We start from the raw sequence: 12704 nt of genomic DNA on the forward strand, positions 1-12704 counted from the left end.
ATTTAGCAACAGACCCTATGACTTGCTTATCTATCGCAAAGACCCTTGGGTTCAAGATAAAAAGATGAGTAAAGAAGTCAAAAAAAGAAGATTCTCTCTTGACAGAGATCAAAACAAATAAGTTCCATTTTTAAACTTTTAAATAAAAAATGCCTGTCTAATTCATTTAGATGGGCATTTTTTATGATTGCTCTATGCAGAATATTTATGCCGACAAAAAGTATATAAATACATATTTTCTGTAATCAAAGTATTTGTTTTATCATGACACCGACATGATCATAACATGTCGGTGTCATGATGCAATTTTAACCCTGATATGAGCTCCTTTAAACACCGACACTTTTTAGATTGTATTTTTATACAATCGCATTTATCTTTACATATAAAAAAAGAGAGATTGCTTTCCATGAAAACAATCTCTCTTTCTATTCGGTATCAAGCATGTAGCCTTTATCATTTATAATCTACTCATAAACTTCTCTCTATTCACAACAAAGCGAGTGTGAGTTCCTTCACCTATCACGCCTTTGCCATCTTCTGCAATAAGAGAATATTCTATTTTCTTGCCCTCCACACGTACCACTTTTGCATAAGCTGTGAATTTTTCACCTAGGGGTGTAGGGCGTAAATGTTTCATATCAATATGTCCACCAACTGTTGTATCGGTTGGATCCAAGGCATCTGCCACAGCCAACATTGCTGCATTTTCCATCGCTGCAACTAGAGCAGGTGTTGCCAATACTTGTAAGTCACCACTTCCCATAGTTACAGCTAAGTTACTTTTTTCTACAATTCTTTCGGTTGAGTAATCTAATCCTTCTTTAAGCATGATAATAATTTTATTAGTAAAAATCGTAAATAAAAAGCAGACCAACAAAAGATTATGACATCCATCGCACATCCCTAAGAAATAAAGAAATAAAAGAACGCAAATTGTTATATATTATTAATAAACCACTTTCTTTATAGTGAATACGAGTACTTTTTAATTAATTACTAATTCATACTTTATCTAATAACTAACTACATTTAAAACACGAGAATCTATATGAAAGTAAAATTTACGAACTTATTATTTTTCTTAATTATGCTTAGTTCTTGCTCCACCAAAGATACGAGTTGCCCCGTTTCACTCACTTGGCAATTTAATAATACAACCAAAGAGAAATTCTATGAGAATAGTATCACTGTCAAAAATGAATCTAGCCACTCTCTGGATGGAAATTGGGCGATCTACTTTACCCAGTTCCCACGAAGAATGAATCAAGATAAGGGAGCACAACTCCGAGTGGAAGAAATTAATGCAAACTTTTTTAAGATTGTCCCCACAGAAGATTACACAGCTCTTGCCCCAGGAGATTCAATTCAGATAACCTACTATACTTCATCTGGCGTACCCAACGTATCCCATCAGCCAGAGGGATTCTATTGGACAAAAAACAAAGAGGACCAATCTCCCTTACATGTTCCTTATAAAATAGAATGCACACAACACAGCACCAACTACGAGCATATAGACTACAATAGAATTTATACCCACAACGAACGCATTGACAAAAAGAGTAAACTCAATAATTATGATATCCTTCCGTCTGTAAAAAAGGCAATAAAGCAAGAGGGACAAGTAAATATAACCCATGAAATATCTCTTGTTTACGAAGATATTTTTAAGAACGAAGCAAAACTTCTTCAAGAAAAACTAAGTACGATATATGGCATTCAAGTCGTTGATTCTTCATCAACTACCATCAAGCTAACTCATCTCAATGCCCCTATGCATAAAAATAGAGAACAGTACAAACTTGAAGTGAGCTCAGAGGGTATCGAAATATCAGGAATCAATGCTCATGGTGTGTTTAACGGTTGCCAAACATTATTGGCTCTCTTCAAAGGGCAAACAGCTCCTTATAGATTAGAATGTGTTAGTATCGAAGACTATCCCGACTTAGTATATAGAGGACAAATGCTAGATGTAGCTAGAAACTTTACCACTATCGACAATGTCAAAAAACTAATTGATATTTTAGCTTCATACAAGATAAATGTTCTTCATCTACACCTTACAGATGATGAGGGTTGGAGAATAGAAATACCTGGGTTAGAAGAGTTGACGAGTGTCAGTGCACGTAGAGGTCATACTCTAAATGAAAATAATAACTTATATCCTAGTTACGACGGTGCATTTGATGCCAATGGTGCAACTACGGGCAACGGATATTACACCAAAGCAGAATTCATTGATTTACTTCAATATGCCACTGCTAGACACATCCGTGTTATTCCCGAAGTAGATTGTCCTGGGCACTCTAGAGCAGCTATTGTTGCCATGAATGCAAGATATGACAAGTATATAGATACCGACCCAGCCAAAGCTAAAGAATATCTACTTTGCGACTTTGAAGATAAGTCGGAATACAGATCGGCACAAGCTTATACAGATAATGTAATGAATGTAGCCTTACCTTCTACCTATACATTTATAGATAAGGTGTTTTCTGAGATCGCAATAATGTATCAAGAAGCAGGACTAACACTTCCTTCCATTCACATTGGAGGAGATGAAGTACCTAAAGGTGCTTGGCTAGGTTCGCCCTTGGCACAAACACTAATGCAAAAAGAGAATTTAAAAGACACGAAACAGTTATCAGAGTATTTCTTCCAAAAAGCGATTACTCTTTTAGCTCAAAAAGGACTAAAATTTGATGGTTGGCAAGAGGTAGCACTTCACAACCCGAAAGAAATAGATAAAGAGTTAACTCAAGTAGTTGATGCTGTTTATTGTTGGAATACCGTTCCTGAATATCATAGTGACATCATCCCCTATTCTATTGCCAACAACGGATACAAAGTGGTGCTTTGTAATGTAAACAACTTCTACTTAGACTTAGCCTATTCTCCACATCCAGAAGAAAGAGGGTTATCCTGGGCGGGATATGTAGATGAAACAAAAGCATTTTCTATGCTCCCTTTCTCCATCTATAAATCTGCCAGAACAAAACTAAATGGAGATAGTGTACAAGTAGATTTCGCTGATGAAGGAAAAGTAAAATTACAGAAAGAAGCTCAAGAGAATATTTTAGGTATTCAAGCTCAACTCTTTTCTGAAACCATCCGCAGCCAAGAATGGGTAGAGTATTATGTGTTCCCTAAAATTTTGGGATTGGTAGAAAGAGGTTGGAATGCACATCCTCAATGGGAATATTTAAAAGGAGAAGCAGAAAGAGCAGCATATTATGAGGATTTATCATCTTTCTACAAAAGAATAAGTACCAAAGAGTTTCCTTATCTCAATAGTATAAAAGCAAATTACAGAATACCACATGCAGGAATTCTACTGAAAGACAATATGCTATATCTAAACTCTCCACTAACAGGAGCTATCATAAGATATACCACAGACGGAACAGAACCCAATGCCAAGTCTGAACAATGGACAGAGCCCATCAAGTGCTTAGCCCAAACAGTAAAAGCAAAAGTGTTCTTCCTCAATAAAGAAAGTGTTACTTCGACACTTCATGCATTCAGCAGCAAAAAATAAGACCTAAAAGAGGGGTTGTTTTTATAAGAACAACCCCTCTTTTGTATTTCTATAAAATCTAGGCAGTAAATACCAAGCTAGCAGCACCTAAACACCCTGCTTGATTACCTAATGTTGCTTTCTCTATTTTTGTACCAAAATTGCTGCCACTCATACTGTATTTTCGTGCAGCGGCATTGATCATTTCAATATAAAACTCACCCGAATCGGTTATTCCACCTCCTATAATTACTTTTTGAGGACTGAAAATACTGATGAATCCAGCAATCGCATGACCAATAAAATCACAATGCTCAGTTAGTGATTCTACAGCTTCTGACTCATTTTCCTTAAACTTCTCAACAATCATCTTGCCATCAACATGCTCAGGAATGGGCTTATTTGCTTTTGTTAATCTTCTCTTATATCTTCTAATAAGAGCCGTAGTAGAGGCATATTGTTCAAAACATCCTACAGAACCACAGTTACAAGCCTCGCCATTAGCAATTAAAGGGAAATGACCTAATTCCCCTCCTCGGTTGCGATAACCACCATATAAACTACCATTTATGATCAACGCACCACCAATACCCGTGCCTATAGTTAAGAAAACTACATCAGTACAGTTTTTAGCAGCACCATATTCAGCCTCAGCAAGCCCCATCACATTGGCGTCATTATCCATATAAATAGGACAATTAAACTCTTTTTTTAATATCTGAGATAAAGGAATATTCTCCCAACCTTTTAAGTTTTCAGCTTTATCAATGACTGTTCCTGTAACTGTATCAATAATGCCTGGAGAGCCAATACCTATACCATAAACTTTAATATCTTTCTGCTCAGAAAAGTGGAGCACATCTTGAATTGCAAGTTTTATTTGTTCTATAATTTTATCTGCAGATTCGTTTGCTTTACTGGGAACTTCAGAGCCATACAATACTTTACCCAATTCGGTAACTAGGGCATACTTGATTGAAGTTCCACCAAGATCTATTCCTATAACGTTTCTCATAACCTTAGTAATATTATCATTAAGTGTGTTTCTTAACCAAAGATATATATAATATTTTGCCCTATAAAAGAATTGACTTAGTGTTATTTACCGAATGAAAATAAAATATCCCGACAAAATTGTCGGGATATCTGTTATTAACCATGATTACTTTTTATATCATAGCTGTAAATACTATGATGGCTGTTTAGAAATATAATAATCCAGAGAATGATTCCGTCCATTCAGGAGGAAATAATTTTGCTGCAAAGCAGACAATAAGATACAAGAAGAATAATGCAATAAGCCTATCTATAATATGTCGATACTTAAAATAAGAAGCAGATATCTTAGGACTGCTAAATACCAAGTTAAAACCTACATATACAAGGAAGCAATTAAATATTAACCATATAAGCATCACAAAACAAGAGAAAAAAGACCAACTAGGATCTATTATTGGTGCAAACATAGTTATTGAAAAAACAATAGCATTGGGATTTATAGCACAAGCAATAAAGCCTTGGGTAAAAGCAGACCACGCATCCTTATTCGTTGTTGCTTGCATCTGTAGCTGAACTTGTTCTTGCTCCTTTTTTGAATTCAGCAATCCCCAGCATATATAAGAAAAATAGGCTAAAGCTACTAATATAACAGATCGACTCAACCATGCAGTAGACCCAATAAGCTGTGCCAAGCCTAGAAATGTATAGAGTAGATGTAGGCCAATGCCAACTCCAACTCCCAAAGCACAATAATTTCCAATACGCCTCCCCTTATTCATACTAATATTCATTAAGACTATTAGTGCAGGTCCAGGAGACACTACTGCAAAAAAGTGGACAATTGTTAAGCTTAGAAAGCTTTCCCACGGAATATTAAAGACTAGATTCATACCTTTAAAATTTTGTGCAGGAATCCCGAAGGCTTTCCTTTATATCATATATATACAAAAATAATACAATTTATCAATCAATTACACTTTTTCACATAAATCTTTATATTAGGATTTAACTAACTATTTTAAACCTAATATAAGGAGCTAGTACATACTTATAATAGTGATTAATAAAGCATCACAACCCATTTAACGATTCTAAACACTCATTAATCAAAAAGCTAAAAAAGAAAGACATAACACATCTTATAGATAGAAAATAACCTCAATAATCATTTTAAGGTAAAACACGACTTTATGTGTTTAAATAAATTTAACATAAGTAGTCTGTTTGCAAGAATACAGACTACTTAAAAAACAGTCATAAAAGCACAATTATTTTATTTAAGGAAACTATTGTTTACTGCCAAATAATTTCATACTTTGCCCGTATTATATAACACAAACTAATCAAACTATGAATTCACAAAATGTATGCAAGATTGGGGGAGCAATCATATTGAGCACAACTCTCATTTGTGGCTTTTTTACAAACCTATTATTTCCTACCTCTCAAATATTTATAGGAATAGGTCTTATCGTTTCAATTTATCTCTTACTATTCAAGAAAGAGAAATTATTGTATAAATGCAATGATTTAAAAATAGGGATAGTTATATTCGGTCTTTCGTCTCTATTTACATTCTTTGTAGCACCTCGTATTATGAGCAACGTGTCAGACATAGAAATAGTAGCTATCAGTAGTGCAGATATATTTATGGCTAATATCCTAGTATTACTCGTTCTTTTCAATCAAGAACATAAAGAGTTTTCTAATAAAAGCTGGAAAGAGTTATTCAACTCTTGAGTATTATTTTAAGATTTTAATTGCAATAGCTGCACAAGCTTCTGCGTCGGCCAAGGCATTGTGATGGTTTTGTAAACTATATCCACAGCAAGAAGCCACCGTACCTAATTGATGATTAATTAACCGAGGAAGAGATTTTCGCGAGGCTTTAAGTGTGCAGTAGAAAATGTAATTGGGATAAATCAACTGATAAGCTTCAAAGGCTTTTTTGAGACAACTCTCATCAAAGGCACTATTATGCGCAACAAGTGGCAACCCCTGTAGCTTAGGTGCTATAGAAGACCATACTTCAGGGAAACGGGGTGCCATAGCCGTATCATAATCGGTTAAACCATGAACACGAGTATTCCAATACGTATAAAAATTAGGAATAGGACGTATCAGCTGATAAAAACGATCGACTACCTCACCATTCTTCACAATAACAATACCGACACTGCAAATACTAGAACGATTGGCATTTGCTGTTTCAAAATCTATCGCCACAAAATTATCCATAAGTATCTTTTAACACTCCCCTCTCCAAAAGGGCTTATCAATTAAAAAGTAAGTAGAATTACAATATAATTATTCCTGATTAATAAATTAAGTATTTCAACCTTTTTAATAAAAAAGAGCTGCTTCATTGGTCAAGCAACTCTTTTAAACAAGCTATGTAAATAGCCTTACTCTTTGAAAATTAATCTTTAGTTGGGCTTATTCTTTCGCACATAGTGAATCAGTAATGCAATTCCTATAAAAACAGCGAGAACTGCACCGAGAGTGGCAAAAATCAGACCTCCCACCAACGAATCGGAAAATAGCTGAAAGAGCCCACTTCCTATTAAAGAGCCTAGAATAGCTGTGATTATTCCAGCCATCATTACATAACCCTTTTCGTAGAAAATCCACCCCATAAGCAGACCAACACTAATTCCTATACAGATATACCACAACAAGATCATTTCTATCTCCTTTTTTATTTTCTAGCTATCAGCTTGGCAATATAAAGTAGCAGAACAGCTCCAACTACTGATGTTATCAAACTACCAATTAGTCCACCATTAGTAGAAAGTCCTAACAGACCAAACACCCAGCCTCCTACTACTCCACCAAGAACACCTAATATTAAATTCCAAATAAAACCTAAACCTCCACCTTTCATGAAAGTTCCAGCTAGATAACCAGCTAATGCTCCTATCAGAATGAACCAAATAAATGACATATTAATTTTATTATTAGTAAAAGAAATCACCTATAAACCCACTTCTACTGATAAATATTATCCATAACATATTCAGATAAAAGTGTATATGCATTTCCTTATACAAGTTAAACAATAGATTCTATTATAATTACTCAACACTAAAACCCTGAAAAGTGTTCTATCAGAATCTAATAAAAAACAAAACCCTCACTTTAGAACACCTAAGTTTACTACAATAAAAACTGAATTTATCTCACATTTAATAAGCCCTCTTATAATCCTTAAAATGAATCTAATTATTAACACTTTAGGAGTGAACTATTTTAAATATTGAGATGTTTATATACTAAATAGAGGTAGTATTGATCGTGTTCCAAATATTGATCTACATAACTGAAAAATTTGTTTGCTTACAATAAAGATTAATTGATCAATACCAAATGAAGTAGTTATAAGTTGTAAACTTTTCATTTCTCACTTAGTATAAATGTCTTAATTATATTTTTTCAGTACTACCTCTATTCTTTTATTACCCCGATTTAATTGTATTTTTGTAAACTCTTTGTAATTATTTAGATATAAAGAACTAATAAAAGCCAATATAACTATCTATTGGCTTTTATTAGTCATACATAATTATTCTTTTCATAAATAAGCTGTATATTAGAAGTAAGCAAATATAAATTTTAATCAGCCCTATGAAATCAATATTTCCCAAAATAATTGCAACATTACTGGCTATGTGTCTTTTCTTTGTTGTGGGGTATCTTATTTTAGAAATAACAGGAGCTTTAGAATTTCATTCTTATAGAGAATCAAGTGTTCCTTGTGTCGTTCTTTTTATAGCCTTTTTATTCACACTAAATGCTATATGGAGAAAAAGAGGAATTAAGCCAGAAAATAAAGATTCTGTAGAATAAAACTTCAATACTCTGATAATAGCCCAAACAAACAAAAGATTTGATTACACATGCCAATTAATAGAAGAAAATAGAAATACAACACTGCTCATTTCTCTCTTTTATCTCATAGATAAAGTAGAAGGCATGCTTGATTACATAGAATAGAATTAAAGATTTGAGTAACTCCATACGATCTTAATAAAATGAAAAAGTCCCCTTCTCACGGATAATAAGAAGGGGACTTAAAAGCTACCAAATATCACCAAAGACTGTCTTATCACAAGAAAATAGATGGTGAGCAACTAACAACGCATTTCGATCTGGTAACTTTTCCACAAAACATTACAAACAACTTAATTAAGATAATCTAATGAAATAAAACTATACAGACGTAACTATTAAAGCTACGACGAAGTTGCTGTTAGCTGCTATTAAAACGTTTATCCTACGCTAAGGCAACGTGAAAATATATTAAATATCTAGTTAGTATTGCATACTTTTTGAATATCTACTCGCAATATACAAAAGAAATTAAATAAACACTAATTTTAAACAAATAAAATGTTAAATAAACATACTTTCTATTAGCATAAATAAGAATAGATACATACCACTTATATAAAATTATTGCATTAATAGATAATATAAGTAAACAAATAGGACTAACAACCGACTCTCCATAACTGTCACAAAAAAAGAGATTACTTTCTAATTAGAAGTAATCTCTTTTTAATATTTAAATTTTAATTATTTAAAAAGGTAGTGGTCCATTATCTGTAGAGAAAGTAGTGGCACTTTCTGCCGGATGTGGAGCTTGAGATTCGGGAACTTGATTCATTTTCGATCCCAACATAGCAGGTGCTTCAGGAGAAGGGATAATCATGTCATCATCGGGGTTTTGGAACTTCGCATACTCTCCTTTAAATCGAAGAAGCACGTCACCTGTTGCACCATTACGGTGTTTGGCTATAATAATCTCTGCCATACCTCGTAAATCATGGCCTTTTTCATCTTGAAAGATTTTATAATATTCAGGGCGGTGAATGAAGCAAACCATATCGGCATCCTGCTCAATTGCACCAGATTCACGAAGATCACTCAACTGTGGACGTTTTCCATCAATACCTTCACGGCTTTCTACTCCACGATTTAACTGTGATAGAGCTATTATAGGTATATTCAACTCCTTAGCTAAACCCTTTAGAGATCGAGAAATAGTACTCACCTCTTCTTGACGGCTTCCAAACTGCATTCCATTCGCATTCATCAACTGCAAGTAGTCAATGATAATCATTTTTACTCCGTGTTCTCTAACCAAGCGTCTTGCCTTGGTTCTTAATTCAAAAACTGAAAGTGAAGGAGTATCATCTACATAGAGAGGAGCATCAAAAAGATCTTTTATTTTATAATCAAGCTGTGACCATTCATACGAAGCCAACTGACCACTCTTTATCTTTTCTCCAGGAATTTCACACACATTTACAATAAGACGATTAATAAGCTGTACGTTGCTCATTTCCAGAGAGAATAGAGCTATAGGTTCTTGAAAATCAACAGCAATATTCTTAGCCATAGAAAGGACAAACGCTGTTTTACCCATTGCAGGACGAGCAGCGATGATAACTAAATCGGAGTTCTGCCATCCAGATGTAATCTTATCTAATTTATTAAAACCACTCTCCAAACCGCTTAAACCGTCTGTACGAGCAGCAGCTTTCTGCAAAATCTCATAGGCTTCAGCAATGACAGGATTAATCTGAGTATAATCTTTCTTTAAGTTCCTTTGAGAAATCTCAAATAGCTTACCTTCCGCCTCTTGCATTAAGTCGTCCACATCGATAGTCTCATCAAAAGCTTTTGTTTGTATATTACTAGTAAAAGTAATCAGTTGACGAGCTAAATATTTTTGAGCAATAATCCGAGCATGGTATTCAATATGTGCCGAAGAAGCCACTTTACTACTTAATTGGGTAATATAAAATGGTCCACCCGCATCCTCTAAGTCTCCCCTTTTAGCTAATTGATCTTTGACTGTTAAAATATCTACAGGCTTTTGGTTCATTGCCAAGTCTGTAATTGCAGCATAAATTAACTGATGACGGTATTCATAAAAAGATTCAGGACGTAGAATTTCACTAACAAGTGAATAAGCATCTTTTTCAATCATCAGAGCACCCAGTACTACCTCTTCTAACTCGGGAGCTTGTGGTTGAATCTTCCCAAAATCAGCTAAAGGTTGAGCATCCTTTTCTTGTTTACGCTTATACATTCTTGTATCGGACATATAAAGTTCTCCTATATTAATTATATTACTAGAAAGTGAACCCCTTCTTAGAGTTCTAAAAAAGGGATTGCAAAGATACAGCCGAATTTACCAATTATCAACTGAACATTAAAGGTTTTCACAAACATTTTGAAAGCCATATATTTTTTGGGCTCTGAGCTTCCTCTCTGGAAATTCTATATTACCTTTGTAATCTATAAACCCTGCAAAAACATTAAAATGATATCATTTCCTAATGCAAAAATAAATCTAGGTCTGAATATAGTGGGTAAACGTGCTGATGGATACCATAATCTGGAAACTATTTTCTACCCTATTCCACTTGAAGACATATTAGAAATTGAAGTTTTAGATCATACAGAAAAACCGTTTGAATTATCCATAAGTGGTATTCCAATAGAGGGTAATCTAGCAAATAATTTAGTAGTAAAAGCATATCTTCTGTTAAAAGAAAAATATAATTTACCTCCGATCCACATCTACCTACATAAAAACATTCCATCTGGTGCAGGCTTGGGTGGTGGTTCTTCAGATGCAGCTTTTATGCTCAAACTGCTCAATGACACCTTCGAACTGAACCTCACAACAACAGAGTTGGAAGAACATGCTGCAAAGCTAGGGGCAGATTGTGCTTTTTTTATCCAAAACAAGCCCACATTTGCCGAAGGTATAGGGAATATATTCAGCTCTATTGAACTTAATCTATCGGGCTACCAAATATTTCTTATTAAGCCAGATGTATTTATCTCTACAGCTATGGCTTTTTCAAACATCAAGCCTCATCAACCTGAACTCAATCTAAAAGAAATTATTCAAAAACCCATCGCACAATGGCATAAATGGATGGCTAACGATTTTGAAGAAAGTATCTTTAAAGAAATCCCGGAACTTGGGAAAATCAAAGAAGAACTCTATCAAGCAGGAGCAATCTATGCATCAATGTCGGGAGCTGGTTCTTCTATTTATGGCATTTTTAAAGATAATTGTACTCTGATACCAAATTCTAATGAAGGCAAATACTTATTGAATCTTTAAATAAAAGAGTTGCAGTAACAAAATAAAGTTCACTCTCCTCAAACTTTAATAAACCCAAAAAGGGAATCCTCACGGACTCCCTTTTTATAACTAACTAAACTAATCTATCATTACCCCCCCTATCGATACCCCATCGAGAATGGGCCTAATGTTATTACGGATACTTGCTTTCATTATCCACTATATATAAATCAAAATGTGTGCCAAAGAGGCAAAACAGCATTAAAGCATTGGTTATCTTCATATTATACTCAACAATAGATAACCACGCCATTTCAAGCATGTAGAGTATATCCACACATATCCCGTGATGTATAGTGTAAATATTCTACAATGATGATTAAAGTGGGGAAACTTATACTACACATTATCAGACATAAAAAGGCACTCTTGCTACGTTATAAAACAAGAGTGCCTTAACTATCTATGTAATATATATTAGAAATTATACGCTAATCCAATATAAAAGTTTCTAGTATGTATATCATTCATAGTATTATGCACATTAATAAGGCCGAAATCATACCCCATGTGAACATTGATTTTATTGATATCCAAGCCAACTTTTAAACCTAGACCAAAATCAAAACGCTTAAAGCCTTCATCTGAACCAAAAACATCATAACTTTCACCATCTTCCTTGGCTTTCCCTCCCAAACCAAAAGCTATGAATGGACCAGCACTTAGATTCAACTTCATATCATCTGTAAAATAAAACTTATAACCTACGTGAATAGGAATATGGAAAAACCAAATCTACCTATTTCCCACTCGATTAGATGAACATATAGGTGAAAATCATTCTATTACGACTAATTAATTCTATTGTAGATGATTTGGATCTAACAGACTTAATTAAGCAGTACCAAGCAGGAGGCACTAGCCCTTACAATCCTCGCATACTTTTAAAAGTCGTTTTCTATGCTTATATGAATAATGTTTATTCTTGTCGTAAGATAGCTGAATGTTTAGATGAGAACATTCATTATATGTAGCTTAGTGGAGGACAATGTCCTTCATTTAGCACCATTAATCGTT

The 12704-nt window shown here is 34.1% G+C and carries 13 protein-coding genes; 5 read left to right on the forward strand and 8 right to left on the reverse strand.

Features of this window, described 5'->3' with window-relative positions; translation table 11 throughout:
- Positions 1–460: 460 nt before the first annotated feature.
- Positions 461–832: a thioesterase family protein gene (locus K8V80_RS02170; RefSeq protein ID WP_006744726.1), complete on the reverse strand. Its 372-nt coding sequence runs from the start codon at positions 830–832 to the stop codon at positions 461–463.
- 219 nt (positions 833–1051) lie between these two features.
- On the opposite strand from K8V80_RS02170, the gene K8V80_RS02175 reads away from it, so the two are divergent.
- Complete coding sequence (locus tag K8V80_RS02175; protein WP_276775138.1) at positions 1052–3541, forward strand: family 20 glycosylhydrolase; 2490 nt, start codon at positions 1052–1054, stop codon at positions 3539–3541.
- Between the two features lie 58 nt (positions 3542–3599).
- Here the strand turns inward: K8V80_RS02175 and K8V80_RS02180 are convergent, their stop codons facing one another.
- Together K8V80_RS02180 and K8V80_RS02185 are read right to left on the reverse strand one after the other, a co-directional pair.
- A complete protein-coding gene (locus K8V80_RS02180; protein ID WP_276775140.1) occupies positions 3600–4535 on the reverse strand; it encodes an ROK family protein in 936 nt (311 codons plus the stop codon).
- A 187-nt stretch (positions 4536–4722) separates the two neighbouring features.
- A complete protein-coding gene (locus K8V80_RS02185; RefSeq protein WP_006744723.1) occupies positions 4723–5409 on the reverse strand; it encodes a LysE family translocator in 687 nt (228 codons plus the stop codon).
- A gap of 460 nt (positions 5410–5869) precedes the next feature.
- Here K8V80_RS02185 and K8V80_RS02190 point away from each other — a divergent pair, with 460 nt between their 5' ends.
- Positions 5870–6259, forward strand: coding sequence for a hypothetical protein (locus K8V80_RS02190; protein WP_006744722.1), 390 nt, complete (start codon positions 5870–5872; stop codon positions 6257–6259).
- Positions 6260–6262: 3 nt separating this feature from the next.
- On the opposite strand, the gene K8V80_RS02195 is transcribed toward K8V80_RS02190, so the two are convergent.
- From K8V80_RS02195 to K8V80_RS02205, 3 genes are all read right to left on the reverse strand, one after another.
- Positions 6263–6757 (reverse strand): 3'-5' exonuclease, encoded by a 495-nt coding sequence (locus K8V80_RS02195; RefSeq protein WP_006744721.1) that lies wholly within the window; start codon positions 6755–6757, stop codon positions 6263–6265.
- Positions 6758–6945: 188 nt separating this feature from the next.
- Positions 6946–7155 (reverse strand): hypothetical protein, encoded by a 210-nt coding sequence (locus K8V80_RS02200; RefSeq protein WP_157450712.1) that lies wholly within the window; start codon positions 7153–7155, stop codon positions 6946–6948.
- A 62-nt stretch (positions 7156–7217) separates the two neighbouring features.
- Positions 7218–7463, reverse strand: a complete 246-nt coding sequence (locus K8V80_RS02205; RefSeq protein WP_006744719.1) for a GlsB/YeaQ/YmgE family stress response membrane protein — start codon at positions 7461–7463, stop codon at positions 7218–7220.
- Positions 7464–8143: 680 nt separating this feature from the next.
- On the opposite strand from K8V80_RS02205, the gene K8V80_RS02210 reads away from it, so the two are divergent.
- The gene (locus K8V80_RS02210; protein WP_006744718.1) at positions 8144–8365 is read left to right on the forward strand and encodes a hypothetical protein; all 222 of its coding nucleotides are present in this window, start codon (positions 8144–8146) and stop codon (positions 8363–8365) included.
- 733 nt (positions 8366–9098) lie between these two features.
- Here the strand turns inward: K8V80_RS02210 and dnaB are convergent.
- Positions 9099–10631 (reverse strand): replicative DNA helicase, encoded by a 1533-nt coding sequence (gene dnaB, locus K8V80_RS02215; protein ID WP_006744717.1) that lies wholly within the window; start codon positions 10629–10631, stop codon positions 9099–9101.
- 219 nt (positions 10632–10850) lie between these two features.
- Here dnaB and ispE point away from each other — a divergent pair, with 219 nt between their 5' ends.
- Positions 10851–11666 (forward strand): 4-(cytidine 5'-diphospho)-2-C-methyl-D-erythritol kinase, encoded by an 816-nt coding sequence (gene ispE / locus K8V80_RS02220; protein ID WP_006744716.1) that lies wholly within the window; start codon positions 10851–10853, stop codon positions 11664–11666.
- Between the two features lie 438 nt (positions 11667–12104).
- Here the strand turns inward: ispE and K8V80_RS02225 are convergent, their stop codons facing one another.
- The gene (locus K8V80_RS02225; RefSeq protein ID WP_423773053.1) at positions 12105–12365 is read right to left on the reverse strand and encodes an outer membrane beta-barrel protein; all 261 of its coding nucleotides are present in this window, start codon (positions 12363–12365) and stop codon (positions 12105–12107) included.
- Between the two features lie 92 nt (positions 12366–12457).
- On the opposite strand from K8V80_RS02225, the gene K8V80_RS02230 reads away from it, so the two are divergent.
- Complete coding sequence (locus tag K8V80_RS02230) at positions 12458–12661, forward strand: transposase (protein ID WP_338083532.1); 204 nt, start codon at positions 12458–12460, stop codon at positions 12659–12661.
- Positions 12662–12704 lie beyond the last annotated feature (43 nt).

This window comes from Bacteroides coprosuis, assembly GCF_020741705.1.
Lineage (GTDB): Bacteria > Bacteroidota > Bacteroidia > Bacteroidales > Bacteroidaceae > Bacteroides_E > Bacteroides_E coprosuis.